This window comes from Janibacter sp. UYMM211 (genome assembly GCF_040547045.1).
Lineage (GTDB): Bacteria > Actinomycetota > Actinomycetes > Actinomycetales > Dermatophilaceae > Marihabitans > Marihabitans melonis.
Genome location: NZ_JBEPOY010000005.1, coordinates 185585 through 210676, shown reverse-complemented (window position 1 = coordinate 210676; position 25092 = coordinate 185585). Strand labels below are relative to the sequence as shown.

Here is a 25092-nt window from a genome sequence, read left to right as displayed (position 1 = left end):
TGCTGACCGCGCTCGCGGACGCCGACGGTCTGCTGCCGCCGTGGACCCGCTGGTGGCCCTCCGGCGCGCTCGACGACGTCGTGCCCGCCGACCGTCTCGCCGAGCTCGACGCCGCCTGCCCGAGGCTGCCCGTCACCTACGTCGACGAGATCTTCGAGGCGCCGAAGGGGTGGGCGACGCGGCCGTCGGCGTACCTCGCCTTCGGGCAGACCTACGCCGAGGAGATCGCCGCTGCGCGGTCGTGGGACTGGCCCGTGCGCGTTCTCGAGGGCGCGCACCTCCACCACATCCACGCCCCCGACGAGGTGGCCGCCGCGGTGGTCGCCCTCGCCGCCCCCCTTCGTCCCGGCGGGCTGACTCACCCCGGGCTGAGCGCCGGCTCGACCACGCGGCCGTCGACCACCGTGACCAGCGCGTCGAGGGCGTCGCGGTGGACGAGGTCGTGGGTGACGAGCAGAGTGGCCGTGCCGCGCTCGTGGGTGAGGCGGGCGACGAGCTCCATGATCTCGGCGCCGCGCTCCTGGTCCAGCGCGCTCGTCGGCTCGTCGACGAGGAGCACCGAGGGGTCGCCGACGAGGGCCCGCGCGATGGCGACCCGCTGGCGCTGACCGCCGGAGAGCTGGGCGGGCCGCTTGTGCTCTTGCCCGGCGAGACCGACCTCCTCGAGCAGCTCGTCGGCGCGCGAGCGGACGGCGGCCCGGCGTCGGCGACCGTCGCCGCCGAGCTCGGCCATGACGAGCAGCTGGTCGCGCGCGGTGAGCGAGGGCAGGAGGTTCGACTGCTGGAAGACGATGCCGATGCGCTCGCGGCGCAGCGCGGTCGCCTCGCGGGGGGTGAGCGCGGCGGCGTCGACGTCGTCGACGAGGACGCGCCCGGAGTCGGGCCGGATGAGGGTGCCCGCGACGGCGAGCAGCGACGACTTGCCCGAGCCGGACGGCCCGGTGATGCCGGTGACGGCGCCGTCCGGCGCGGCGAGGGTGACGTGGTCGACCGCGGTGACGCGGGCGTCGCCGTCGGGGAAGGTGAGGGTGACGTCGTCGAGGGTGATCATCGGTTGCTCCCGAGGGCGGTGAGGGGGTCTGCCTTGGTCACGGTGCGAAGGGTGACCGCGGCCCCGGAGAGACCGAGCGCGGCCATGGCGAGGCCGGGGACGACGGTGGTCAGCGGGCTGAGGACGAAGGGGAGCGCCCCTCCGGCGAGCAGCCCGAGCCCGACGACGAGGGCCAGCCCGACGCCGATGCCGACGACGAGCACGACGAGGGCCTGGCCGAGAGCGTCGCGGACGAGCGAGCGGGTCGACGCGCCGAGGGCCTTGAGGACGGCGATGTCGCCGGCGCGCTGCATCGTCCACACGGTGAAGAACGCGCCGACGACCAGAGCCGAGACCCCGAAGAGCATGGCGATCATCAGACCGAGCGAGCCCACCTCGGAGCGGAAGGTCTCCAGCGCGGTGAGGCTGCGCAGCGGCGAGGCCGCCGAGGTGCCGGTGGCGGCCGCGGTCGCCTCCCAGTCAGGGGAGCCGCTGACAGCGAGGACGGTCGCCTCGCCGTCACCGCCGAGCCCGCGGTCTGCCGCCGCCCAGGCCTTCGGGCTGAGGGCGACGACGGGGGTGTGGCTGTACCAGACGTCGCCGCCGACGGAGGCCACGCGGTAGGTCGTGCCGCCGACGGTGACGTCGTCCCCCTTCGTCACGCCGAGGTCGGACGCAGCCCCCGAGGACAGCCCCACCTCGTCGTCCGCGGCGGGGGCGAGGTCGGACACCGCGCCGGCGGGGGCGTCGTGGGGGAGGCCGAGCAGGGCGACCGCGACCGGGCCGGACCCGGTGCCGGTCGCGCGGCCCTGGGTGACGCCGACCGGGGTGACGCCGGTGACGCCGGGGGTCTCACGCCACCGGTCAACGGTGCGCTCGCCGACCGAGGAGTCGGCGAAGGACGGCTGCCCGTCCGCTGGCAGCTCGAGGACGAGCCGGTCGCCGGGCAGCCCGAGGACCGCCGAGACGTTCTGCGACGCGAGGCCACCGGTGAGCCCGGCGAGGAATCCGACGAGCACGGTGATGAGCGCGACGACCGCGCTGATGAGGGCGAAGCGACCGCGGGCGAAGCGCAGGTCGCGCCAGGCGACGAACACGAGATCTCCTGTCTGGGTGGGGCCGAGGGGTCTCCCCGGTGTCCTCTCCAGCCTCGCGACGACGACCGCGCGATCCATCGCCGTGAGGACTGGTCTCGCGATCCACCTTTCGGTTGATCCGGGAGGGGCTCGCCCTTCGTAGGCTGAGGTCGTCATGCGGCACAGCTCCCTCACCCCCGTCTTCGTCGGGCTGCGCACCGGGCTGCACGTCCTGCTCGCGGCGCTGCTGGCGCTCGTCGTCGTGCAGGTGCTCACGCGGCACGACAGCACGACGTGGGTCGCGCTCGTGCTCGCCGCGCTCTTCGCGCTCGTCTACGTCCTCGGGGCGCGGCTCGCCGCAACGACCGGGGCGCGACGGGCCGCGGCGTCGGCGCTGTGGGTGGGGGCACTGACGCTCGTCTGGGTCGCGCTGCTGTGGCTCGTGCCCGAGGCCGCATACCTCGTCTTCCCGCTCTTCTTCCTCTACCTCCACGTGCTGCCGGGCGCGGTCGGTCCGGTCGCCGTCGTGCTCGCGACCGGGGTGGCGGTCGTCGCGCTCGGCCTGCACGGGGGCTTCACCGTCGGCGGGGTGATCGGGCCGCTCGTCGGCGCGGGGGTCGCCCTGCTCATCGGGCTGGGCTACCGGGCGCTCGCGCGCGAGGCGGTCGAGCGCGAGGCGCTGCTCGCCGAGCTCGTCGCGACCCGTGACCGGCTCGCGGCGACGCAGCGCGAGCAGGGGGTGCTCGCGGAGCGGTCGCGTCTCGCCCGCGAGATCCACGACACCGTCGCCCAGGGCCTGTCGAGCATCCAGATGCTGCTGCACGCCGCCGAGGCGGCGGACGGGGAGCGGCCGGGGCTCGAGCACATCCGGCTCGCCCGGGCCACCGCCGCGGAGGGCCTGGCCGACACCCGGCGCTTCATCCGCGAGCTCGCCCCGCCGGCGCTCGACGCCGGTCTCGGGCCGGCGCTCGTGCGGCTCGGCGAGCGGTGGGAGCGCGAGCGGATGCAGGTGCACGTGAGCGTGCCGCCGGTCGACCCCGCGCTGAGCATGGACGCCCAGACGGCGCTGCTCCGGGTCGCGCAGGGTGCGCTGGCCAACGTCGCTCAGCACGCCGGGGCGAGCGAGGTGCGGGTGGCGCTCACCGATCTCGGCGGGGGCGCGCGGCTCGTGATCGCCGACGACGGGGTCGGCTTCGACCCCGAGGTGGTGCGCGAAGGGGGAGGCGCCAGCGACTCCTTCGGGCTGCGGGCCATCGCCGAGCGGGTCGAGCAGCTCGGCGGCGACCTCGTCGTCGACAGCGCCCCGGGCGACGGGACGACGCTCACCGTGACCCTGGAGGCGGCACCGTGATCCGCGTGGTCATCGCCGACGACCACCCGGTCGTGCGGGCCGGTCTGAGGGCCCTGCTGAGCACGGCCGAGGACGTCGAGGTGGTCGGCGAGGCCGAGACCCCGGGGGCGGCGGTCGAGCTCGCCGGCTCGCTCGTGCCCGACCTCGTGCTCATGGACCTGCAGTTCGGCCAGGAGCTCTCGGGGGCGGACGCGACCCGTCGCATCCGGGCCCTCGACGCCCCGCCGTACGTCCTCGTGCTGACGAACTACGACAGCGACGGCGACATCCTCGGCGCCGTCGAGGCGGGGGCCAGCGGCTACCTGCTCAAGGACGCGCCCCCGCACGAGCTGCTCGCCGGGGTCCGGGCCGCCGCGGCGGGGGAGAGCGCGCTCGCGCCGGCGGTGGCCAGCCGGCTCATGGCGCGGATGCGTGCGCCGCGGGTCAGCCTGTCGGCGCGCGAGATCGAGGTGCTCGCCCTCGTCGCCGCGGGCGCGTCGAACGGCGAGATCGCCGGGCGCCTCCACATCACCGACGCGACGGTGAAGTCGCACCTCGTGCACGTGTACTCCAAGCTCGGGGTGACCTCGAGGACCGCGGCCGTCTCTGCGGCGCGCTCGCTCGGGATCCTGCGCTGACCCCCTTCGCCCGGTAAGTCGGTGGCCTGGCAGTCGCGCGACGTGGTGGGGTGGCGCCCATGACGTGGACCGCACCCGAGGTCGCCGACGAGCGACCCGACCTGGACATGACCGCCGACGAGCTGCCGGGGCTGCTCGAGTGGCTCGAGATGTACCGCGCGACCGTGCCGCTCAAGGTGGCCGGGCTCACCGGCGAGGAGCTGTGCCGTCAGCCGGTGCCCGGGTCGACCCTCAGCCTGCTCGGGGTCGTGCGGCACCTCACCGAGGTCGAGCGCTACTGGCTCACCGACGTGCTGCTCGATGACGACAGCCCCGACATCTACAGCCACCGCGAGGCGCCGGAAGGAGACTTCGAGCTCGGGACGCCGCAGAGCGCGCCCGCCGATCTCGAGCGCTTCGAGGACGAGGTCGCCCAGGCCCGTCGTCATCTGGCCGGGGTCGGGTCGGTCGACGAGCTGGCGAAGGGGTTGCGTCACGGCAAGCCGGTCAACGTCCGGTGGATCCTCGTGCACCTGATCGAGGAGTACGCGCGGCACCTCGGGCACATGGACATGCTGCGCGGAGCCGTCGACGGGCGTCTCGGGTACTGAGGGGTCCGGGTCGCCGGTCGGCTCCGTCGGACCGGTGGGCCGGGGTGGCCGGTCAGGCGGGGGCGACCTCGGCGTCCGTCGCGGCATCGGTCTGGGTCGTCGTGCCGAGCCGCTGGGCGGCTCGGTTGCCGCGGCGCCCGGCGGGGACGGTGCCGGTGGCGGCGCCAAGGCCGACCTCGGCGTCGACGTACATCGTCTCGATGCCGGCCGCGGGCACGGCGTAGGTCTCGTGCCAGATGCCGACCGCGCCGGGCGCGCTGCGGACGGCCCGGTTGAAGGCGCGCCAGGCGGGGACGTGCGCGGCGTCGGGGTTGCTCGCGTAGGCGTAGAGCTCGTCGGTGCTGCGCCAGTACTGGATGACGACAGGTCCGCCGGGGCCGATGGCGGTGCGCGAGCCGAGGTAGCCGAGGTGCGGCTCGAGGCCCTGCGCCGCGCGGGCCTTGTTGCGCTCGAGCTCGGCGAGCATGCGCGGCATCGCGGCGAAGACGGGGGCGAGCCTGTCGACGCGCCACCACTTCATCGGGCGCATGCCGATGAGGAAGACGACGACGTCGCCGTCGTGGGCGTGGGTCCTGCGATCGGCCATGACTGCTCCTCGGTCGTTGGATAGTGCTGATATCCAGTATTGGGTACTAGTACTATCCAGTGTCAAGAGGGAAGGGGTCCGGCGGTGAAGATCTCCGAGCTGGCGAGCGTGACCGACGTCGGCGTGCCGACGCTGAAGTACTACCTGCGCGAAGGGGTGCTCCACGCGGGCGAGGTGCGCTCGCGCACCCAGGCGAGCTACGACGACAGCCATGTCGAGCGGGTGCGGCTCGTCCGGGCGCTCACCGGGGTGGGCGGTCTGTCGATCGCCGCCGTCCGTCGGGTGCTCGAGGTCATCGAGGACCCGGGCGTCGGCCCGACCGACGTCATGGCTGCTGCCGCCGCGTCGTTGTACGAGCCGGACGCCCACGACGCCTCGCGCTCTGCGAGCGATGACTCCTCCGCCCGCGAGCTCGTCGACGACCTCGGCTGGCACATCTACCCCGACGACCCCGCCCTCACCGCGCTCGACGAGGCGTGGTCGGCGTGCTCGGACGCGGGGATCGGTCTCGACGCCGACCGAATGCGCCGGTACGCGACCTCGATGCACGGCGTCGCCGAGACCGACGTCTCGAGCGTCCCCGCCGACCCGGCCGGGGCAGTCCGCCAGGTCGTCCTCGGCACGGTCCTCGTCGACCCGGTGCTCCTCTCACTTCGCCGCCTCGCCCAGCAGGACGTCGCCGTGCGGGCCGGCGCGATCAGCCCGCCGCCGACGGCGTAGCCGCAACCGCTTTGGTCGAAGGGCTGCTGGTAGGGCACAATGGGCGCGCTTGCGACTTCGGTCGTGGGCGCACTCACGCGAGAGTGGCGGAACGGCAGACGCGCTGTCTTCAGGTGGCAGTGTCCTTATGGGCGTGGGGGTTCAAATCCCCCCTCTCGCACCACATGCCGAAGGCCCCGGGACCACATGGTCCCGGGGCCTTCGTCGTGCCCGGGCTGGCTTCGCGTCCCGACCTCGGTGAGCGCGAATCGCCGCTATGCAGATGGCGTAGCGGCGATTCGCGCTCACTCTGCGGTGGCGCTCAGGCGTCGACCGCGGTCCGGGCCGGTTGAGTGGCGGCGGGGTCACCCCTTCGCTCTCCCGCGTTCCGCGAGAACCACACGGCCAGACCGCTGACGACGTACGCGGCCACGATGTACAGACCGAGGTCGCGCGTCCCTGCGTCGGCGGTGACGAGCTCCTGCGCGACGAGAGGGGCGAGGCCGGCGCCGAGGAGCGAGCCGAGCTGGTAGGTCGCCGAGACGCCCGAGTACCGCGCGGTGGGCTCGAACATCTCCGACAGGTACGCGCCGACGGGGCCGAACATCGAGGCCTGGATGAGCGGGTTGCCGACGAGGAAGGCGATGGCCACGAGGACTGGTGACCCGCTGTCGAAGAGGGCGAACATCGGCCAGATCGCGACGGCGGAGAAGATCGCGCCCGCGACCATCGTGCGGCGCCGCCCGACCCGGTCGCTCACCCACGCGAAGAACGGGATCGCGAAGACATGCACGAAGTTGCTCAGCGTGAGCATGTACAGCGCGGTCTCGCGGGTGACGACTCCCGCCTCGACGACGTACGGGACCATGAAGACCGCGAGCAGACTCTGGATGAAGAGCGGCGCCATGACGCCGAGGGTGCCGAGCAGGACGGCGCGCCGGTACTTCGTCACGAGGATCGCGACGGGCAGACCGGTGTGCACCTCGCCGCGCTCGCGAGCGGCCTCGAACTCCGGGCTCTCAGAGACCCGCGTGCGCAGGTAGAGACCCACGGCGACGACGACCGCGGAGAGCAGGAAGGGCACGCGCCAGCCCCACTCGAGGAAGGCGTCACCGGTCGCCGACGAGGTGAGCGCGAGGACGAGCGTGGCCAGCACCGCGCCGAAGGGGGCGCCCGCCATCGCGATGCTCGCGCCGATGCCGCGGGACTCGGACTTCGAGTGCTCCATCGACATGAGCATCGCGCCGGCCCACTCGCCGCCGACGGCGAAGCCCTGCAGCAGCCGCATCAGGGCGAGGAGGATCGGGGCGGCGATGCCGATCGAGCCGGCCGTCGGCATGAGGCCGATGGCGATCGAGACGAGCCCCATGACCATGAGGGTGATGAAGAGCATCCGCTTGCGACCGATCTTGTCGCCGAAGTGCCCGAAGAGCAGACCACCGATGGGTCGCGAGATGTACCCGGTGAAGAGGGTGAGATAGCTGAGCAGGATCGCCACGCCCTGGTCCATCCCCGTGAAGAACAGCTCGGGGAAGACGAGACCGGCGGCCGCCGCGTAGAGCAGGAAGTCGTAGTACTCGACCGCGGAGCCGAGGAAGCTCGAGGCCTGCGCGCGCCGGCGCTCGGTCGGCGTCGAGGTGGCCAGGGCCGCGGGCGGGGCGGCGGGCGCCGTCGAGCGGAGATCGTCGTTGATCATGGGGGTCCCTTCACGGAAGCGGTGACCGTCCTCATTGGCGGGGTCCGCGGGTCGGCGCACCAGGAGTCGTGCCACCAGGCGGCACGCCGGGCGTAGCCTGATCCGGTCGACGAAGGGGGACCCAGCATGGCACCGAAGAGGGTCACCTCCGTCGACCGCGCGGTCCAGCTGCTCGCCGCCGTCGACCAGTTCGGCACCGACGGGCTCGGCGTGAGCGAGCTCGCCCGACGCACGGGGCTGCCCAAGTCGACGGTCTTCCGCCTCGTGACGACGCTCGAGGAGAACGGCGCCGTCGAGCGGCACGAGGACGGCTACCGCACAGGTCCGCTCTTCGGCACGAACCTCGCGATCCCGAGCAACTCGCTCGTCGCGCGGCTGCAGGTCGTGCTCACGCCCTTCCTCGCGTCGTTGTACGAGGCGAGCCGGCAGACCTGCCAGCTCGGGGTGCTCGACCGCGACGAGATCCTCTTCCTCAACAAGCTCCACGGGATCCACCGCGCGCACTCGCCATCGCGCATCGGCGGTCGCCAGCCTGCGCACTGCACGTCGCTCGGCAAGGCGCTGCTCGCCTTCGACCGGGCCGCGGCCGATCGTGTCTGCTCGCGTCCGCTGCCCGCGCTCACGAGCCGGACGATCACCGACGGCGAGACGCTGCGGGTCGAGCTGACCCGCGTCGCACGCACGAGGGTCGGGCTCGACGACGGCGAGACGGTCGAAGGGGTGGGCAGTGTCGCCTCGGTCGTCACGGACGCGTCGGGGGCAGCGGTCGCCTCGCTCGCGGTCACCGGGCCGGCCGGCGCGGTGCTGGGTGTCGGCAACGAGCAGGTCGTGCTCGAGGTGTGCGCCCGGGCGAGCAAGGCGCTCGCCGCGGTCGGCGACGCCGACGCCGACGACCTCGTCGCGCACCCCCGCTCGATCTGAGGGCGGCCACTTCGCTGGTTGAGGTGCGAAGGCCCGCCAGGGCCTGAGCCTCGAAACCGGCGCCTCGGGTCGGTGGTCTCGAGGCTCCTGCGTCGCACCTCGACCAGCAAAGGTCTCGAGGCTCCTCGCTGCGCTCGTCGCACCTCGACCAGCAAGACTCTCGTCGCACCTCGACCAGCAAGGGTCGTGCCACTCGGTGGCACGTGTCCTCGCGGGGGTGGTCTCCCCCTTCGTAGCGTCCGCCAGGACAACGCGTACATCGTCGTGCGAAGGAGCAGACATGCAGACCGAGGTGGTGATCGCCGGCGCCGGGCCGTGCGGCCTGGCACTGGCCAACCTGCTGGGGCAGTACGGCCGCAAGGTCGTCGTCCTCGAGGCCCGGGCGGACCTCATCGACTACCCGCGGGGGGTCGGTCTCGACGACGAGTCGATGCGCACGATCCAGACGATGGGGCTGACCGACGAGGTCGTCCCGTACACGATCCCGCACCACGTCATGCGGCTCGTCAACGGCAAGGGCGAGGTCATGGTGACCAACGACCCGACGGGCGAGCCCTTCGGCTGGCCGCGGAAGTTCGGCTTCATCCAGCCGCTCGTCGACCGTGAGCTCTACCGCGGCACGCAGCGCTACGACGACGTCGACGTCCGCTTCGGCCACACGGTGACCGGTCACGTCGACCACGGCGACCACGTCGCCGTCACCGTCTCGGTCGCGCAGGACGACGGCACCGTGCGCGAGGAGACGATCACCGCGCAGTACCTCGTCGGCTGCGAAGGGGGGTCCTCGCGGACGCGGAAGGCGATGGACGTCGACTTCGTCGGGGAGTCCCCCTCGACCCGGTGGGTCGTCATCGACGTGCGCAACGACCCCCTCGGCGTGCCGAACGTCTACCTCGGCGCCGACCCGGCCCGCCCCTACGTCTCCATCGGGCTGCCGCACGCGATCCGGCGCTGGGAGTTCATGCTCTTCGACGACGAGCCGAGCGAGCGCGTCGAGGACGACGAGTTCGTCGCCGAGCTGCTGCGCGAGCACGTGCCGGACTCCGCGAGCCTCGACGTCATCCGCCGCCGCGTCTTCACCCACCACGGGCGCATCGCCAGCCACTTCCGCGAGGGTCGCGTCCTCGTCGCCGGCGACGCCGCGCACCTCATGCCCGTGTGGATGGGCCAGGGGTGGAACTCCGGCATGCGCGACGCGACGAACCTGTCGTGGAAGCTCGCGAGCGTGCTGTCCGGCCAGGCCGACGAGGGCATCCTCGACAGCTACGAGTCCGAGCGGCGCGACCACGCGAAGGCGATGATCGACCTGTCGATGACCCTCGGCAACGTCATCAAGCCGACGAACCGTCTCGTGTGCGGCGCTCGCGACGTCGCCAGCCGCGTGCTCAACCTCAGCCCGCAGGTCAAGGACTACTTCGCGGACATGAAGTTCAAGCCGATGCCCTTCTACGCCGAGGGCGTCGTCGTCGAGCCGGACACCCTGCGCCCCGGGCGCCAGGAGCGCACGCGGCGCTCGCGCTTCATGACCGTGCGCAACGCCGTCTCGAAGGTCACCCCCGTCGGCACGCAGTTCATCCAGCCGCGGGTGCGCACCGCCGACGTGCACGAGGCGCGTCTCGACGACGTCGTCGGCCCGTGGTGGACCGTCGCCGCGTGGGGCAACGACCCCGCCCGTCTCTTCACCCCGCAGGAGCGAGAGCAGCTGCGGCACATGGGCGCTCAGCTCGTCTGCTTCACCTCCGAGTCGCAGCGGGCGTGGGCGCAGGACAACCTCGCCGACCCCGAGACGCTCGTCGTCGGATGCGTCGACGGCGCGCTGAAGAGCTGGTTCGACACCCGCGCCATGGGTGTGGTCTTCCTGCGGCCGGACCGCTTCGTCGCCGCCGCGTGCCTCGCCCAGGAGGCCGGCAAGGCCCTCGCCTCGCTGCGCACCGCGATGCACGCGACGCCGGTCGCGCCGGGTGCGGTCGCCGAAGCCGCTGACGTCGCCGGTGACGTCACAGATGCCGGGGCGGCCACCCCTTCGCTCGAGGTCGTCGCATGAGTCTCTCGCTCGTCGCGATGTCGCACACGCCGCTGCTGCGCCGGATCGACCCGGGCCCGGAGATCTCGGGCGAGGTCGAGGGGGCCTTCACCGCGGTCCGCGACTTCGTGCGCGAGGTGGACCCCGAGCTCGTCATCACCTTCGGGCCGGACCACTACAACGGCTTCTTCTACGACACGATGCCGCCCTTCTGCCTCGGGCTCGGGGCCTTCGGGCTCGGCGACTACGGCACGCCGACCGGCGAGCTCGACGTGCCGTCCGAGCTCGCCGAGGAGCTCGCCGGGTACGTCCAGGGCGAAGGGGTGGACCTCACCGTGTCGCGTCGGATGGGTGTCGACCACGGCGCCGTCCAGCCGCTCGACGTCATCTTCGGCGGGGTCGACACCCTCCCGACGATCCCCGTCTTCGTCAACGGTGTCGCCGCCCCCTTCGTTCCCATGGCGCGGATCCGTGCGCTCGGCGAGGCGATCGGCCGGTGGGCTGCCGATCGGCCCGAGCGCATCCTGCTCATCGCGTCGGGCGGGCTGAGCCACGACCCGCCCGTGCCGCGGTGGGCGACGGCGCCGCCGGAGGTCCGCGAGGGCCTGCTCGACGGGCGCGACCCGACGCCCGAGGCGCGGGCCGCGCGCGAGCAGCGCGTCGTCGACACCGCGCTCGCCTTCGCCGAGGGCGAGGCCGGCATCCAGGACCTCAACCCGGAGTGGGACCGCGAGTTCATGCGGGTCTGCGCGGCGCAGGACACCGCCGCCTTCGACGCCTACGAGGCGGGCGAGATGGCGGCCGAGGCGGGCAACTCCAGCCACGAGGTGCGTGGCTGGGTCGCGGCCTTCTCCGCGCTCGGCGCGACCGGCCGCTACGAGGTCGGCTACGAGTACTACCGCCCGATCCGGCACTTCATCGCCGGCTTCGGGGTCATGACCGCACGACGAGAGGACACGCCGCGATGAGCGAGCTGACGTACGACTCCACGAGCCGGATGGTGCAGACGCGCCAGTGGCGGATCCATGTCAACGAGGCCGGCAACGGCCCCGTCGTCTTCCTCCTGCACGGGTCCGGCCCGGGCGCGACGGGGTGGAGCAACTTCTCGCAGAACATCCCGGCGCTGGCGCGCGACCACCGCGTCATCGCCGTCGACATGCCCGGGTGGGGCGAGTCCGACCCGGTGAGCTGGCAGGACCGGGACCACTCGACGACGCTCGCGGACCTCATGGACGCGCTCGAGGTCGACCGCGCGGCCGCCGTCATCGGCAACTCGATGGGCGGCGGGACCACGCTGCGCTTCGGGTACGAGCACCCCGAGCGGGTCGAGCGGCTCGTCACGATGGGCTCCTCCTCCGGCGGGCCGACGCTCATGGGTCCGGCCGGGCTCACCGAGGGCCTGAAGGTGCTGCAGAAGGGGTATCGAGAGCCGTCCTTCGAGACGATGCGCGAGCTCGTCGACATCATGACCTTCGACTCGACCTTCGCCACCGACGAGCTCATCCAGGGCCGCGCCGACATGGTGCTGGCTCATCCCGAGCACGCGCAGAACTTCATCGAGGGCACGGGCAAGCGCCCCGTCGTCGAGCTCGACCACGCGCGGCTGCGCGGCATCACCGCGCCGACCCTGCTCTTCCACGGGCGGGACGACCGGGTGGTGCACTTCGAGCACTCGCTGCGGCTCACGTCGCTGATCCCCGACTCGCGGCTGTACCTCATCAACGGCTGCGGCCACTGGCTGCAGACCGAGCACGCGGAGGAGTTCACGAGTCAGGTGCTGCACTTCCTCCACGGCTGAGGTCACGCGGGCGCTGGTCGGGGTGTCGAGGTGGCGGCAGGATGGGTGCATGACCTCACCTGCGCGCCTCGAGACCGATGGATCGAGCACGGGGGTGCTGCGCCGGGTCGCGCAGGTCGCCCTCGGGGGCGCGATGCTCTTCGCCGGGACCGGGCACCTCACCTTCGCCCGGCAGGAGTTCCAGGCGCAGGTGCCGCCGTGGGTCCCGCTCGATGTCGACTTCGTCGTGCTGGCGTCGGGGGTTGTCGAGATCGCCGTCGGGGCGGCTCTGCTCGCGACCTGGCGCCAGCCCCGCCGAGCCCTCGTCGGCGCCGCGACCGGTCTGCTCTTCGTCGCGGTCTTCCCCGGCAACATCGCCCAGCTCACGGAGCGCCGCGACGCCTTCGGGCTCGACAGCGACGGCGCCCGTGCGGCTCGCCTGGTCTTCCAGCCGCTCCTCGTCGCCTGGGCGCTGTGGGCGACCGACGCGGTCGGGGAGTGGCGCCGGCGGCGGGGGTGAACCCGCTCCCGAGGGAACCTACCCGGCAGTAACGGGACCTCCTGGGCGGTTGCTCTCGTATATGGAGTCCTACGACCTCAGGGGTCCCATCGGTGTATCACACCCCTCCATCCACGAGTACCCCGTCCTTGATCGACCACCGACGTGTCAGCCCGATCCGTCCGAGGAAGTCCTCGTCGTGGCTCACGACGAGCAACGCCCCCTCGTAGGCCGACAACGCCTGCACGAGCTGCGCGACCGACTCGACGTCGAGCGAGTTCGTGGGCTCGTCGAGGATCAGCAGCTGCGGCGCGGGGTCGGCGAGCAGCACCCGTGCCAGGGCGAGACGGAAGCGCTCCCCACCGGAGAGCTCGCGCACGTGCTGGTCGCCGCGCGACCCGCGGAAGAGGAAGCGGGCCAGCTGGGCGCGCACCTCGTGCGGTGTACGTGACGGTGCGGCCGCCCGGACGGTCTCGACGAGCGTCGCGTCCTCGTCGTCGAAGCGGATCCGCTGCGGCAGCAGCCCGGTCTCCGCGACGCGCTGCACGACCGCGGCGACCGGCGCGGGAGCGCCGTCGGGCGAGAACTCCTGCGTGCCGTGCCGCATGATCGCGCCGATCAGCGTGGACTTGCCGGCGCCGTTGCGCCCGGTGAGCGCGATGCGCTCCGGCCCGCGCACGACGACAGACGTTTTGCCGGCGGGCTGAAGCGTGAGCACGTCGCGCCCCGCCGGCACCCGGGCCTGCGGCAGGTCGACGCGGATCGTCGCGTCGTCGCGCACCCGACCCTCCGCAGACTCGAGAGCCGCCTGCGCGCCGGCCTCCCTCCCTTCGTGCAGTGCTTTGGACCGAGCGCTCGTGCGCTCCGAGCGCGCGGCGAGGCCTCCGGCGAGGATCTTCGGGATGCCGCCGGCGAGCTGCGCCCGACGCCCGGCCGCCTCGGCCCGTTGCCGCCGCTCGTGCGCCTCGATGCGCTCCCTTCGCTCCCGCCGGACCTCGGCGCGAGCGTCCCGCACGTCCTGGGCGGCCACGGCCTGCTCGGCCTCGACCGCCTCGCGGTAGACCGAGTACGGGCCCTCGACGGTCCGCAGCTCGGAGCCGCGGACCTCGGCGATGCGGTCGACCCGCTCGAGGAGCGCGGTGTCGTGACTGACGACGACGAGGGTGCCGCGCCACGTGGCGACGGCCTCGTGGACGAGCGCGCGGGCGGTCGCGTCGAGGTCGTTCGTCGGCTCGTCGAGCAGGGCGATGTCGGCGCGCCGCAGCCTGATGCCGGCGAGCCCGACGAGCACGGCCTCGCCCCCGGAGAGCGAGGCGACCGGGCGGGTGAGCAGCGAGTGGTCGCCGCGCAGACCGAGGCCGGCGAGGGTTGCGAGGGCCTCGGCCTCGACGTCCCAGCGGTCGCCGACGGTCTCGAAGACCTCCGTCGACACGTCACCGGACTCGATGGCTGCGATGGCGCGCAGCACGGGACCGATCCCGAGGGCGTCGGCCACGGTGCCCGGACCGAGGGCGAGGTGCTGCGGCAGCATCGCGACGGTGCCGCTGGTGTCGACCCGTCCCGCGGTAGGTGCGAGGTCGCCCGCGAGCAGGCGCAGGAGGGTGGTCTTGCCGGCGCCGTTGCGGCCGACGAGGCCGGTGGTGCCGTGACTGAGGGATCCGGTGAGGCCCTCGGGCGGGCCGAAGACGACGGTGCCGTCGCGCCAGACGAGCTGGGCGTGGGTGAGCGTGATGGCGGGCTGAGCCATGGGAGATCCTGTCGAGCGTCGGGGCGCTGACGGGTGCGTCGACGATGCGTGGTCGTCGGGTCAGCGCGTGGTCGCGGCTCCGCGGATCTCGGTCATCTCGGCTCTCATGCGTGGCAGGGCGTCGGTGCTGTCACCGCCGACGTCGGTCGCTGCCAGGCTAGCGAAGGGGGAGGACAGCGTCGACGCGATATCGGCCAGGTCAGCGTCGGGGGCGCGTCACGGCGGTGGCCGCCGCCCAGCCGAGCAGCGCGACGGTGACGACGAGCAGGCCGAGGGTCAGTGCCTCGGGGCCGCCTGCGGCCCAGGAGATCGCGGTGAGCGTGCCGAGGGACATCGCGCCGAAGGCCATGCGCACGACGGCCGCCCCTGAGGCGGCCGCCGGGTCGAGCCGCGTCCCGTCCATGACCTCTCGGGTGGCGAGGAAGGCCTTGACCGGCAGCACGGCGACGAGCAGCGACATCAGCCCCATGAAGCCGGCGACGCCCCACCCGCCAAAGAACATGAGCGGCGCCGCGGCGAAGCCCCGCTCATCACGCGGCCAGTAGTAGTGGTCGTAGATGCCCTCGCTCGTCGAGGTGATGAGGTCCTGGCCGTACCCGCTCGCGCCGAAGGCGACCCACACGACCGTCGAGATGACGACGCTCGGCAGCGGCGTGAGGATGCAGGCGATGAAGAGCCGCTGCGCGAGCGGGAGGGCCGTCCGGCGCCAGAGCAGCTCGAAGCTCGCCCAGACCGCGACCGCCGACGGCGCGGCGAGCGGGAGCTGACCGAGGTGCCGGTCGCCGTACGCGTCGCTCAGGCTGTCGTAGCTGCCGTAGGCGCTCGCCACGGCGAGCAGCCCGATGAGCCCCCACGTGTACGGCGAGATCTCGTCGAGCAGCAGCCGACCCGGGGACTGCCGGCCTCGGATCCTGCGCGCGCTGCTCGTCACGGGGCCGAGCATCGCACGGATGTCGTTGCGGGAGTTGACCTCACGTGCACCTGAGGGTCGAAGGTGGGCACATGCCCTTCGCCCTCGACGCCTACCTCGCCCGCACCGGTGCCTCCGCCGAGCCGCCGAGCCTGGCCGCGCTCGGTGCGCTGCAGACGGCGCACGTGCGGACCTTCGCCTTCGACGACATTGACGTGCTCCTCGGTCAGCATCCCGGGGTCGGTCTCGACGCCGTGGCCGAGAAGTTCGTCGGCCGGGGGCGCGGCGGCTACTGCTTCGAGCACGCGACGCTCTTCCACGCCGTGGTGACCGCGCTTGGGTACGACGCGCAGCTGCGGCTCGCACGGGTGGGGGACCCGCAGCAGGCCCCGCGCACGCATCTCGCGGTCGTCATGACGATCGACGGCACGCGCTACCTCAGCGACCCGGGCATCGGCGTCCCGCCGCTCGCGCCGATCGAGCTGCGCGACGGTGCACGGCTGGAGGGCGGGATCTGGGAGCACGAGATCCGTCGGGTCGACGAAGGGGGAGCCGGCCCGGCCTGGCAGCTGTGGCGGCAGCGGGCGAAGGGGTGGGAGCTCATGCACTCGACCGACGAGCTGCCCGTGCGTCCTATCGACGTCGTCATGGGTCACCACTACACGTCGACGCACCCGGCGTCGCACTTCACCCGGACGCTCACCGTGGCGCGGCACCACGTCGACGCCGACGGGCGTCCGGTGCACATGACGCTGACGATCGACGGGCTGCAGATCCGGCGGGCGGGGGAGGAGACGCAGCTGCGGGAGTTGGCAGACGAGGAGATCCCGGAGGTGTGCGAGGAGATCGGCGCTCACCTCACGGACGACGAAGGGGGACGCCTTGTCGAGCGCGTGAGGGAGCTGCGGACACAACGCAAGTCAGCGCAACACGCCATCGCTAACCGACGAAGAACTCTACGGCTTCCAGAACGGCCTGCAGACCCTTCTTCGTGACAGTGCCGCCCGCAGATTCGTAGTCGGCATTCCAAGGGTGTCCCGCAGCTTCGACGATCGCTTGCGCCATCTGTGGCTTCGTCAACGACCCTCCAAGCTCGAGGCCCAAGGTGCTGTTGACCAGATCGAATATCTCGCGAGGCTCGGTGGATCCAGTCGACATCGGCGGTGGAGACGCACCCAGGAGGTGGGAGATCTGAATGACGATGTCTTCCTTGAGCACTACCATTCGCTCGCCTTCATGAGAGGTCTCAAGCCATTTGTGGTCTCCGTCACCCAACCTCCTACGGCCGGAGGGTCGCAACCCCGCTGCAGCAACTCCATGACCCGTATTCGGTCGATCACGGTTACCACCGTCGTAAGCTGGCCCCACTCAGGTCCCGATGCTCTGATTGTTCCGGGCAACACCAACAGGCTCAGCGGGTCGACGTCAGTTGCCAGCCAACTTGCCCAAAGACGGAGATCGATATCCGAGGTCTTGGTAAAGGCTTCGGACTGAATGGTGCATTGGGCGAGAGCAATGGGAAAACCGGGACGGCGGTCCGCGAACTGTCTCCACGCAATGACATCGACTCCACCATCCTTGCGCCGTGGGGGCCTGTATCCCATACCAACGCTTAGCCCAATCTTCTCAGCCACCCACGGTACCGCGAGGCTGAACTCCTTCGGGCGCCCATGCTTCGACGGGTACCCGAACGCCAGTGCCTCGCCGCCGTGTCCCCAGAAGTTGGCTAGGGCGACCTCGGAGACCTCCTCAAGAAGCGCACCCATGAGAGGTGTCTCGGAATGACGAATGGTCTGCCGCGCTATCGACCCGGGCGTCAGGTGGAGCAAACAAGCGTATACCTCTGCCCAGGAGGAGTTCGTGCGCAGCACCGCCAGTTCATTCACGACAAAAGGGTATGTTTTCCCGAGGTTCTTCGCGCGACGCACCATGACGTCGAGTGCCAATGAGACTGATGCCTCGCTGGAGCCAAGCTCGCTGCTGGCGAGATCAAACAGTAAACCTCTACTGAGGTGCCCTGCTGTGCTCACGAGTAGGCTGCTCTCGACCCAGTCTGCTAGGAGTTCCGAAGAGCCGGCCGAGAAATCACTCAACTGCGGGCGCCATCTGCTCGACGAGGACCTCGTCGATTGTTGAACGGAGACTCTCCACGATCGACTCAACGTCAGCAACGAGGGTCTGTATCTGCGCATCTGCAGCGAATTCCGCGATATCACTCGATGCCGCGCTGAGAGAGTTTCTCCCGGCGGTAAGTCTCCTAGTGAGAGACTCGAGCGGGTCAAGGCCGACGGCCTGAATGGTCTGCTTCGCTTCCTCGAGAGTCTTGCCTTGACGCAGCACGCTCAGACCCACGTCATTGGCGATAACGTTTCCTAGCTGGGGAATCTGCCGCGAGTCAGAAACCACAGGTTCCCGCTCTTCATCACCGAACACCCATTGAATCATCTCTTTGAGTTCCGCTGACTTATCTGACGGAATTGGGTCCACACCTACCTCGGTTCGAGAACCAAGTGGCGCGCCAACATGATTCCTGATCTTGGTACTGCCCATAGCAACAGTGAGCAGCGAGAAGGCGGCTTCGACTTGCGATGTCTGCAGTCCAAGACTAGCGGCCTGAGTTAGAACTGCTTGATCACGATACAGGTCGGCTGCTTTGCTCTTCGGTATGCCAATCAAGTCCGCTACCTCTTGAATGGTGCGGCCCTCTGCCACTCGAGCAGCGATGTACTTTGCCTGCATGAAAGGGCGCCACGGCAATTTCCCGACCACATGGACCCGCGCGATTTCTGCATGTGTCGTGTCCCGAGAGTCATGCATGATAACGGGGATCATCATGCTGGAGTTGAAAGACCGCTCTTTCGCTAGTCGCTCCCATCGGTCTGGAGTAGCGAATTGCGACCGAACGCCGGGGTCCGCGAGGCCAAGCAGGGCGGTCAGCCGCCGGTTTCCTTCTGCGACAATCCAGGTGCCTGCTTCAGAAGGGTTTGGGATCACGATCAGCGGCTCCGCATTGAAGAAGCCAAGTTGTGCAATCGACTGAGCGACCGGAAAGGCCTCAAACCCCATCTCGAGCAGTACGGCAAGCTCATTCGTAGGCTTTCCGCGGTGGCTTTCTGGAATACGTGGATTTTCAGGATCGAGCCGAAGGTCGCGAAGCGCGACGTTCCCTGGGCGACCCGAGCTTGAGGGGATGTTCTCAGACACTGAGTTCCTTTCGAACTACTCTACCATTACCGAGGTATAGCGCTAGCGCGAGGATTTCATTCCCCAAAGGGTCGCCACGAACGACAGTTCTGTGAACTTGGATCACGATCTGATCGGGATCGTCTTGGAGGTCCAGAACATCTCTGTCACCCGGGTAGTAATCGCCATTGGGCTGGGGCTTCAGGTCGCGCCCCTGAAAGAGGTTGACGAAGCCAGACTCCTCGGACCACTTGCGCACCCGGGGCCGGTCTCCATCTTCCATGAGGATGAGAGTAATCACGCCAACGTGTGCGAAGGCGCGCACCAATGCGTCCGTGAACTCATCTTGAAGCCAGCCTGGGCTATATTCGGAGCGACGCCATGCGGTCAAGAAGTTAACGACCGGAGTGGCGTCCGTCATTTGTAGAGTTTTCAGGTGGAGGCGGCCGTGAAGTTGTCTGGGGGCATCGAGAAGCCCAATTTCGCGAGTTAAACGCCGATTGAATTGGTTGTCAACAGAGTTCAGGGATGGCTTACGCTGCGCATGCCAACCGAGGGCGAGGGTGGACAGCGCACGAACGACACTAGTTCGTGTCGGAGCCATACCTTCCGGCAGCAAGAGTCCGATTTCCTCAGCCCAGGTTTTGACCGATCCGCCCTCTGCTACATGATCTTGCAGGCGAGCTCTGAGATCCTCCTCAGTATGAACAATTTCCGTCAACGACCGGGTTGTCTTTTTGCTGGCGAAGAACTGACAGTACGGAAGAAGATCTGCTCGATAACCGAACGCACGGGCGCGCTGTTCCAAGGTGTCAACCTGGGGGCTGGCAGGTCTGTTCATGTACGTGACCGTCAGCCCCTCGACAGTGAAGCCACGGTCCAGCTTGTTTCCGCCGACCAGTATGTGAATGGGAGCAACATGCCATTCGACCTTATTGATATCAGCAGTGCTGTTGACCAGCCATGTAGTGGTTTCCGCGAGAGCGAACTGAAGCTTGGCCTGAAAAACGGCATCATCGACATCTGATGCACCGTTTCTTACTAGGCGGGCCCGCTCCTCCGCAATCAACCCGGGTATGCTCTGGTGCGGGTCAGCCAACAGCTCCGCCCGCCACTTCTTGACCTGTTGCCGGATCAGAAATTCGTACCTGGCTTGGACGTCGTTTCGTGCCGTGGAGTGGATGAGCATGCTGATCGGTGGGCTTGCTGGCTCGTTCGCAAGAAGAAGCGATGCACCTGCAAGAAATGAAGATAATGCTTGCGTGAGGCTGGTTTGCAACTCCAGGGGGGGCGACTTTGAGGCCTGCTCGTCGAGCATGGGGACGTTCCGAACCACCCTGAATGAGTTGTCGAGGAAGAACTCTTTCCCTCCCGTGTAACCCTTCCCTGGCTGAAGAAATTCGACACTATCGGGTTTCAGGGAGTCGGTGGCTTCCAGCATCAGCGGAGCATAGGGCGTGGCGGTGTACTGCACGTACAGATGACGGGGAACTGCATCTCTGAGTACTTTTATTGCCGCATACGTGCGACTCTCAACCTCTCGGCCGGTATTCAGTGATGCTTGGTCAGCCTCGTCGTCTATGATGAGGACCTTGATGTCGTCGGGAATCTTCTCGAGCTGCTTCGCGACTGCTTTGATTCGGCCGGCGTGCTTCAAGACCGAGACCAGGCAGACCCTGCCGCGGTCTACGTAGTCAGCCAGGTTCTTTCCGGCGGTCTCCGTCGTCGGGTTTGTAGTGGAGTACCAGACCCACTCGCTCGGGCGTGCCACGCCCAGAGACGTCTCCAAGCGGGACCTGTTCTGGTCGAGGAGGAGGTTGGTCGAGCCAAGGAGGGCGATGATCAACTGGTAGCCCTCATCCGCGGCTGCGGCGGCGAGCGCTGTGATCGATGTCGTCTTTCCTGACTGGACGTATCCGAGCGCCAGAGCAGTCTGACCGCTCGCGGAGCCCTCCGACGGGCCATTCTCCAAAATCCGTCCTGCGGACTCCCAAATACTGGTACGCGTGTCCGCATCGATGTGCCCCGCGAGAATGGCGTCTAGCCTGCTGACCTCAGTCATCGTCTGGCTTTCTTGTCAGAGCCTGGCGCTTGAGTTCGGACCAAGTTCCGAACCGGTTGCGCAATGTGGGCATCGATGGAGCATCGGGTGCGTTGGTGCGCCTCCAATCATCGTATCGGTGCGCGGAGGCTGGATACAGCGGGTCGAGGAAGTATTGCCGAGCGAAGTCGAGTAGGTCGTCGTCTGTCCACTTGGACTGATACGTCGTTCGAGGCGTAGCGCCTGGTTCCACGCCCGCAGCGTCGCAGGCAGAGACCCAGCTGCCAAAGCGCTTGTCAATTGCTGGAGCGCTGGGCCCTTTGACGGCTCCGGCGCGCACCAGCTCGGCATAAGCGCTCCGGGTGAGCGGGTACTCGTAGGTCGCAGCATCGCGCAAGGCATCCAGGATTGACGTCTCGGTCCACGTCACCCTACGCCGCCCGCTGGAGCCCTCGAGTCGCATGTGAAGTAAGTCCTTGGGCCAGTGTCGGCGCACTTCGGGATTGGTCAGACCAGTTTGCGCAGCGACTTGTTCGTGCGTCATCGGCCCGTGAGTATCGATGGTTTCACGGATTGCCTGAGTCTGCGAATCGACCTTGTCCTGTTTGGCTCGGGCTTTCGCCAGCCGCACCTGTTCTGCGGATACGGTTCCTTGCTTCTTGACTATCTGGCGAACTCTCTCGCGGGTGACCCCAGTCTGAGAGGCGATCTCGGCCAACCCCCGACCCTTAGCACGCTGCTGCACGATCCACTGGTCCCGGAGCGGGGGTGGGCCATTGGGCCGTGGACCCCCAGCAGATGGTCCGCTGTTTCCGGGGTCTGCGTGAGGACGTTCGAAGAGGTCTTGAGGGGTTTCAGCCTCGGGCACCCAGGCGAATGAGCCACCAAGTCGCGCTAGAGGCGACGGCGACAGTTCGGCAATGGCAAGGACGCAATGCCTGACATCTTGATCGTGGGTATTGGCAGCAGCTATACGTACAGACAGGACAACGTCGCCAATTGTGTAGAACTTGCCTGGGTTGCTTCGAAAAACGTCTATCACCGCAGCCATAGTGCGTTCATCCATAGCGCGCTACCTGGTGATTCCGCAAGGCGACCAACACACGTCCTTCATGGTAGGACCTCCCGGGTAGCAGTCTGAGTAGCCGGACTGTTGTTCGCGGCTAAGCGTCGGGTCTTTGTGATGTCAACTTGCCTCTAGCCTAGTTTGACGATCGGCGCTGCAGGCGTGCTCCGGACCTCTGACAATTACTGCATCACTGGCTGGGTTTGAGTCCGCGTCTAGGACCGCCAACACCAACTGGTTCGGCAGATCCGACGCATTCGCTCGAACATGAGTCTGTAGGACGTGCCAGGCTGCTCCGACGGCGACACCGTTGCCGACCTGCTTGTAGGACGCAGAGTCCCGCTGATCCCCGAAGGTGAAAGAACGGGGAAACCCCTGCAGGCGTGCGGCTTCGTGCGGAGTGAGGCGGCGGCGGCGGGGGCCGTAGATCGACGTCTGCGTGATGGCGACGAGTGCTGGCAGGTAGGTCGGCGCCTTCGCCCTGATGCCGGACGGGCGGAAGTGCATCACCGTGTCCCACAGGCTGGCGGTGTCCTGCGCCTGCCACTCGAGCTTGCGACGGGAAGCCGGGAAGGCCTTGAAACCGGGGTGGGCCTTGCGCCACTCGTCGACGACCGCCTTGTTGTCGTCGTAGAAGCGAGCGTTCTTGACGAGGATCTGGCTCTTCCACCGAGGGAGGGCCTCGAGCTCGACGGGGTCAAGCGTGCGCTCCGGCATGAAGTGATCGGCCCACAGCGGGAACCCAGGGAGCCGCGTGCCGGTCCTCGACCAGATGCGCTGCACGAGGTCGTCCCAGGCGTCGACCCAGGCGACCTCGTCCGCGCTCAGGCGATACCGCTGTATGTCCTTGATCGACTCGTCCGCGTCGAGGACCCACTCGGTGCGCCAGTCCGTGGCCTTCCAGCCGTTGACCGGGGCACGGACCACCGTCGGAGCAGGCTGCAGGCCCGCCTCCAGCTCCTCGCGCACGCGCTCAGGACCGATAAAGGTGCCCAGGATGAAGACCCGGTCGCGCACCTGCGGCGTGCCACCCATCTCCGGCGGCAGGAAGTGCGGGGAGAAGACGGTCGGCGTCTCGGAGACGCGGTACCCGATCTCACGCAGCGTGCGAATGATCGTCTCCCACTCGTGCCGGTGACGCGGTCCTGCGATGTTTCGGACGTTCTCCAGCAGCACGACAGCGGGGGTGCGGTCCTGCAGGATCCGGGCGATGTTCCAGAAGAGCGTGCCGCGGGCCTCGTCCATCCCGCGCTGGTAACCGGACTTCGAGAAGGGCTGGCAAGGGAAACCGGCTGCGAGGACGTCATGCTCCGGCACTCCGACCTCCTCCTGCTCCGGGGTGTCGAGCGTGATGTCCGTATTCACCATCGGGCGGCGGTGCTCGGGCAGCGGGTCGATCCAGTTGCGGGCGTACGTGATCCGAGCCTCGCGGTCGATCTCGGAGACGTAGACGCACTCGCCACCGGCGTGGTCGAGCATTGCGTGGAAGCCCCCGATCCCGGCGAAGAGATCTACGTAGCGAAAGGCCGGAGCAGCGCCCGGAGACGCGAGGTCGCTCGGTCCGTCGTGCCGGTTGACGCTGGTGAGCTCGTTCACGTGTACGAGCTTAGCAGCTGAAGCGTCAGCTATTTGGGAGCTCCTTCGGGGTGTCCTCAGGTCGAGGTCGAGTGATGGCTGAAGCACGTGCACCTCGCAGGGTCGTCACCCCCGCTCGACCCTGGCAGATGGTGTGATTGATCGTGAGCCGAGATCTCATCATCGAGCGCCGACAACGAAGGGGGACGGGCCGTGGCGACCTTCAACGTCCCCCGTCATCCCGGGGCGTCGTCCCCTTCGCTCTCGGCCCGCATGTCCGTCGCGAGGCGACGAGACACAGCCCCTGAGGTGGCTCTTCGGCGCGAGCTGCACGCCCGCGGTCGACGGTTCCGACTCGTCGTCAAGGTGCCTGGCAACAACCGGCGGACGATCGACATCGCCTTCCCTCGGCAGCGGCTGGCGATCTTCGTCGACGGCTGCTTCTGGCACGGGTGCCCGGAGCACGGGACCAGGCCGGCGGCGAACTCGGCGTGGTGGGAGCAGAAGCTCGCCGCGAACTACGGCCGCGATCGTGACACCGACGACCTGCTCGAGGCTGCCGGGTGGCGCGTCCTGCGCATCTGGGAGCACGTCGACCCCGCCGCAGCGGCCGACGAGGTCGAGCGCCTCCTCGACGAGACCGAGGCCTGAACGCCTCACCGCTGCTCAAGCAGCCCCAGCACGTAGCCGATCTGCCCCTGGTGCTGCGTGATGTCCCCGATGACGGAGACGAGTCGGGCCTGGGCGGTGACGTCCTCGCCGTCGAAGGTGTCGACCACCGTCGCGAGGTCGTCGTCACTCATCGACCCGAGCACCTCCTCGGTCCGCTCGTGCACGGCCGCGAGGTAGCCGAGCAGCAGCTCGGCGTCACCGACCGAGAACTCGCCGACCTCCTCGCTGCTCTGCCCGTACCCGATCGAGTCGGAGTCGTAGGGCAGCCCGAAGCGCTCCTCCCACTGCGGCCACGCCTCCTCGACGGGGTGACCCACCCCCTTCGCCACGCCCGCGAGATGGTCGTCCTGGACCCGCGCGAGGTGCCACACGAGCCACGCCACGGGGTTCGCGTCGGGCGCTGGGCGCCACAGCAGGTCGTCAGAGGAGCGGCCGCGGACCTGGTCGGGCAGGCCGTCGCGCACGCGGGCGAAGGCCTCACGGATGACGTCGAGGGCGGGGGTCGGGCCGGTCTGCTCAGTCATCTGACCAGCGTGCCACCGCGGTCCTACGATCGGCCCATGGCCGACTTCGTCATCTCGCGCTCCACCCACGTCGTCGCCGACCCGGAGGTCGTCCGCGCGTGCGTTGACGACTTCCACGAGTGGGTCGCGTGGTCGCCCTGGGAGGGCAGCGACCCCGACCTGCAGCGCACGTACTCCGGTGCCGAGCGCGGGACCGGCGCCCGCTACGAGTGGCGCGGCAACGCCAAGGCCGGTCAGGGCTCGATGGTCGTCACGTGCTCGACGCCGCAGCAGGTCGACGTCGACCTCGCCTTCCTCAAGCCCTTCAAGGCGACGAACCAGGTGACCTTCGCCCTCGTTTCCTCCGCGCAAGGCGGCACCGACGTCACGTGGACGATGCGCGGGACGCGAGGCGTCGCGGGCCAGGTCTTCGCCAAGGTGCTGCGTCTCGACGACAAGCTCGGCGGCGACTTCGAGCGCGGGCTCGTGCAGCTCAAGGCGCTCGCGGAGGAGCGGGCGAAGGGGTGACC

The 25092-nt window shown here is 69.1% G+C and carries 24 protein-coding genes and 1 tRNA gene; 13 read left to right on the top strand and 12 right to left on the bottom strand.

Features of this window, described 5'->3' with window-relative positions:
* Positions 1-358: 358 nt before the first annotated feature.
* Positions 359-1051, bottom strand: a complete 693-nt coding sequence (locus ABIB53_RS14075) for an ABC transporter ATP-binding protein (protein ID WP_354588630.1) — start codon at positions 1049-1051, stop codon at positions 359-361.
* On the bottom strand, positions 1048-2127 hold the full coding sequence (locus ABIB53_RS14070; protein WP_354588629.1) for an FtsX-like permease family protein: 1080 nt from the start codon (positions 2125-2127) through the stop codon (positions 1048-1050). Before ABIB53_RS14070 ends, ABIB53_RS14075 begins: the two co-directional genes overlap by 4 nt.
* Before the next feature lie 154 nt (positions 2128-2281).
* On the opposite strand from ABIB53_RS14070, the gene ABIB53_RS14065 reads away from it, so the two are divergent.
* The 3 genes from ABIB53_RS14065 to ABIB53_RS14055 are packed head-to-tail and all read left to right on the top strand — an operon-like array spanning position 2282 to position 4664.
* Complete coding sequence (locus ABIB53_RS14065; protein ID WP_354588628.1) at positions 2282-3457, top strand: sensor histidine kinase; 1176 nt, start codon at positions 2282-2284, stop codon at positions 3455-3457.
* A complete protein-coding gene (locus ABIB53_RS14060; RefSeq protein WP_354588627.1) occupies positions 3454-4074 on the top strand; it encodes a response regulator in 621 nt (206 codons plus the stop codon). Before ABIB53_RS14065 ends, ABIB53_RS14060 begins: the two co-directional genes overlap by 4 nt.
* A 59-nt stretch (positions 4075-4133) precedes the next feature.
* Positions 4134-4664, top strand: a complete 531-nt coding sequence (locus ABIB53_RS14055) for a DinB family protein (RefSeq protein WP_354588626.1) — start codon at positions 4134-4136, stop codon at positions 4662-4664.
* Positions 4665-4716: 52 nt separating this feature from the next.
* On the opposite strand, the gene ABIB53_RS14050 is transcribed toward ABIB53_RS14055, so the two are convergent.
* Entirely contained in the window at positions 4717-5250 is a 534-nt protein-coding gene (locus ABIB53_RS14050; protein ID WP_354588625.1) for a DUF4188 domain-containing protein, read from the bottom strand.
* Positions 5251-5334: 84 nt separating this feature from the next.
* Here ABIB53_RS14050 and ABIB53_RS14045 point away from each other — a divergent pair, with 84 nt between their 5' ends.
* Both ABIB53_RS14045 and ABIB53_RS14040 read left to right on the top strand, forming a co-directional pair.
* Positions 5335-5970 carry a MerR family transcriptional regulator gene (locus tag ABIB53_RS14045; protein WP_354588624.1) on the top strand — a complete coding sequence of 212 codons (636 nt, stop codon included), beginning with the start codon at positions 5335-5337 and terminating at the stop codon, positions 5968-5970.
* Positions 5971-6047: 77 nt separating this feature from the next.
* Positions 6048-6133: transfer RNA gene (locus tag ABIB53_RS14040), tRNA-Leu, on the top strand.
* Positions 6134-6271: 138 nt separating this feature from the next.
* On the opposite strand, the gene ABIB53_RS14035 is transcribed toward ABIB53_RS14040, so the two are convergent.
* A complete protein-coding gene (locus ABIB53_RS14035) occupies positions 6272-7645 on the bottom strand; it encodes an MFS transporter (RefSeq protein ID WP_354588623.1) in 1374 nt (457 codons plus the stop codon).
* A 126-nt stretch (positions 7646-7771) separates the two neighbouring features.
* On the opposite strand from ABIB53_RS14035, the gene ABIB53_RS14030 reads away from it, so the two are divergent.
* The 5 genes from ABIB53_RS14030 to ABIB53_RS14010 all read left to right on the top strand — a co-directional run bounded on the left by ABIB53_RS14030 (position 7772) and on the right by ABIB53_RS14010 (position 12886).
* Positions 7772-8566: an IclR family transcriptional regulator gene (locus tag ABIB53_RS14030; RefSeq protein ID WP_354588622.1), complete on the top strand. Its 795-nt coding sequence runs from the start codon at positions 7772-7774 to the stop codon at positions 8564-8566.
* Positions 8567-8846: 280 nt separating this feature from the next.
* Positions 8847-10610 carry a bifunctional 3-(3-hydroxy-phenyl)propionate/3-hydroxycinnamic acid hydroxylase gene (locus ABIB53_RS14025; protein ID WP_354588621.1) on the top strand — a complete coding sequence of 588 codons (1764 nt, stop codon included), beginning with the start codon at positions 8847-8849 and terminating at the stop codon, positions 10608-10610.
* The gene (locus ABIB53_RS14020; RefSeq protein ID WP_354588620.1) at positions 10607-11557 is read left to right on the top strand and encodes a 3-carboxyethylcatechol 2,3-dioxygenase; all 951 of its coding nucleotides are present in this window, start codon (positions 10607-10609) and stop codon (positions 11555-11557) included. The genes ABIB53_RS14025 and ABIB53_RS14020 overlap by 4 nt, the downstream gene beginning before the upstream one ends.
* Positions 11554-12387, top strand: a complete 834-nt coding sequence (locus tag ABIB53_RS14015; protein WP_354588619.1) for an alpha/beta fold hydrolase — start codon at positions 11554-11556, stop codon at positions 12385-12387. Before ABIB53_RS14020 ends, ABIB53_RS14015 begins: the two co-directional genes overlap by 4 nt.
* A 49-nt stretch (positions 12388-12436) precedes the next feature.
* Entirely contained in the window at positions 12437-12886 is a 450-nt protein-coding gene (locus ABIB53_RS14010) for a DoxX family protein (protein ID WP_252975616.1), read from the top strand.
* 97 nt (positions 12887-12983) lie between these two features.
* On the opposite strand, the gene ABIB53_RS14005 is transcribed toward ABIB53_RS14010, so the two are convergent.
* Both ABIB53_RS14005 and ABIB53_RS14000 read right to left on the bottom strand, forming a co-directional pair.
* A complete protein-coding gene (locus tag ABIB53_RS14005) occupies positions 12984-14612 on the bottom strand; it encodes an ABC-F family ATP-binding cassette domain-containing protein (RefSeq protein ID WP_354588618.1) in 1629 nt (542 codons plus the stop codon).
* Positions 14613-14811: 199 nt separating this feature from the next.
* On the bottom strand, positions 14812-15543 hold the full coding sequence (locus tag ABIB53_RS14000; RefSeq protein WP_354588617.1) for a hypothetical protein: 732 nt from the start codon (positions 15541-15543) through the stop codon (positions 14812-14814).
* Between the two features lie 71 nt (positions 15544-15614).
* On the opposite strand from ABIB53_RS14000, the gene ABIB53_RS13995 reads away from it, so the two are divergent.
* A complete protein-coding gene (locus ABIB53_RS13995) occupies positions 15615-16517 on the top strand; it encodes an arylamine N-acetyltransferase family protein (RefSeq protein ID WP_354588616.1) in 903 nt (300 codons plus the stop codon).
* Positions 16518-16739: 222 nt separating this feature from the next.
* On the opposite strand, the gene ABIB53_RS13990 is transcribed toward ABIB53_RS13995, so the two are convergent.
* The 5 genes from ABIB53_RS13990 to ABIB53_RS13970 all read right to left on the bottom strand — a co-directional run bounded on the left by ABIB53_RS13990 (position 16740) and on the right by ABIB53_RS13970 (position 23408).
* Positions 16740-17552: a hypothetical protein gene (locus tag ABIB53_RS13990; protein ID WP_354588615.1), complete on the bottom strand. Its 813-nt coding sequence runs from the start codon at positions 17550-17552 to the stop codon at positions 16740-16742.
* A 55-nt stretch (positions 17553-17607) separates the two neighbouring features.
* On the bottom strand, positions 17608-18726 hold the full coding sequence (locus tag ABIB53_RS13985) for a ParB N-terminal domain-containing protein (protein ID WP_354588614.1): 1119 nt from the start codon (positions 18724-18726) through the stop codon (positions 17608-17610).
* Complete coding sequence (locus ABIB53_RS13980) at positions 18719-20767, bottom strand: Z1 domain-containing protein (RefSeq protein ID WP_354588613.1); 2049 nt, start codon at positions 20765-20767, stop codon at positions 18719-18721. Before ABIB53_RS13980 ends, ABIB53_RS13985 begins: the two co-directional genes overlap by 8 nt.
* Entirely contained in the window at positions 20760-21464 is a 705-nt protein-coding gene (locus ABIB53_RS13975) for a hypothetical protein (RefSeq protein WP_354588612.1), read from the bottom strand. Before ABIB53_RS13975 ends, ABIB53_RS13980 begins: the two co-directional genes overlap by 8 nt.
* A gap of 468 nt (positions 21465-21932) precedes the next feature.
* Complete coding sequence (locus ABIB53_RS13970; RefSeq protein WP_354588611.1) at positions 21933-23408, bottom strand: DNA cytosine methyltransferase; 1476 nt, start codon at positions 23406-23408, stop codon at positions 21933-21935.
* A gap of 252 nt (positions 23409-23660) precedes the next feature.
* Here ABIB53_RS13970 and ABIB53_RS13965 point away from each other — a divergent pair, with 252 nt between their 5' ends.
* Positions 23661-24038, top strand: coding sequence for a very short patch repair endonuclease (locus ABIB53_RS13965; protein ID WP_354588707.1), 378 nt, complete (start codon positions 23661-23663; stop codon positions 24036-24038).
* A 5-nt stretch (positions 24039-24043) separates the two neighbouring features.
* On the opposite strand, the gene ABIB53_RS13960 is transcribed toward ABIB53_RS13965, so the two are convergent.
* Positions 24044-24583, bottom strand: a complete 540-nt coding sequence (locus tag ABIB53_RS13960) for a mycothiol transferase (RefSeq protein WP_354588610.1) — start codon at positions 24581-24583, stop codon at positions 24044-24046.
* 36 nt (positions 24584-24619) lie between these two features.
* Between ABIB53_RS13960 and ABIB53_RS13955 the strand changes: the two genes are divergently transcribed.
* Positions 24620-25090, top strand: a complete 471-nt coding sequence (locus ABIB53_RS13955; protein WP_354588609.1) for an SRPBCC family protein — start codon at positions 24620-24622, stop codon at positions 25088-25090.
* The last annotated feature ends 2 nt before the right edge of the window (positions 25091-25092 follow it).

Bases quoted from the DNA above. Each gene is read 5' to 3' on its own strand.
- ABIB53_RS14075 (WP_354588630.1), bottom strand. From the start codon at position 1,051: ATGATCACCCTCGACGACGTCACCCTCACCTTCCCCGACGGCGACGCC.
- ABIB53_RS14065 (WP_354588628.1), top strand. From the start codon at position 2,282: ATGCGGCACAGCTCCCTCACCCCCGTCTTCGTCGGGCTGCGCACCGGG.
- ABIB53_RS14055 (WP_354588626.1), top strand. From the start codon at position 4,134: ATGACGTGGACCGCACCCGAGGTCGCCGACGAGCGACCCGACCTGGAC.
- ABIB53_RS14050 (WP_354588625.1), bottom strand. From the start codon at position 5,250: ATGGCCGATCGCAGGACCCACGCCCACGACGGCGACGTCGTCGTCTTC.
- ABIB53_RS14035 (WP_354588623.1), bottom strand. From the start codon at position 7,645: ATGATCAACGACGATCTCCGCTCGACGGCGCCCGCCGCCCCGCCCGCG.
- ABIB53_RS14030 (WP_354588622.1), top strand. From the start codon at position 7,772: ATGGCACCGAAGAGGGTCACCTCCGTCGACCGCGCGGTCCAGCTGCTC.
- ABIB53_RS14025 (WP_354588621.1), top strand. From the start codon at position 8,847: ATGCAGACCGAGGTGGTGATCGCCGGCGCCGGGCCGTGCGGCCTGGCA.
- ABIB53_RS14020 (WP_354588620.1), top strand. From the start codon at position 10,607: ATGAGTCTCTCGCTCGTCGCGATGTCGCACACGCCGCTGCTGCGCCGG.
- ABIB53_RS14015 (WP_354588619.1), top strand. From the start codon at position 11,554: ATGAGCGAGCTGACGTACGACTCCACGAGCCGGATGGTGCAGACGCGC.
- ABIB53_RS14010 (WP_252975616.1), top strand. From the start codon at position 12,437: ATGACCTCACCTGCGCGCCTCGAGACCGATGGATCGAGCACGGGGGTG.
- ABIB53_RS14005 (WP_354588618.1), bottom strand. From the start codon at position 14,612: ATGGCTCAGCCCGCCATCACGCTCACCCACGCCCAGCTCGTCTGGCGC.
- ABIB53_RS13995 (WP_354588616.1), top strand. From the start codon at position 15,615: ATGCCCTTCGCCCTCGACGCCTACCTCGCCCGCACCGGTGCCTCCGCC.
- ABIB53_RS13980 (WP_354588613.1), bottom strand. From the start codon at position 20,767: ATGACTGAGGTCAGCAGGCTAGACGCCATTCTCGCGGGGCACATCGAT.
- ABIB53_RS13965 (WP_354588707.1), top strand. From the start codon at position 23,661: ATGTCCGTCGCGAGGCGACGAGACACAGCCCCTGAGGTGGCTCTTCGG.
- ABIB53_RS13960 (WP_354588610.1), bottom strand. From the start codon at position 24,583: ATGACTGAGCAGACCGGCCCGACCCCCGCCCTCGACGTCATCCGTGAG.
- ABIB53_RS13955 (WP_354588609.1), top strand. From the start codon at position 24,620: ATGGCCGACTTCGTCATCTCGCGCTCCACCCACGTCGTCGCCGACCCG.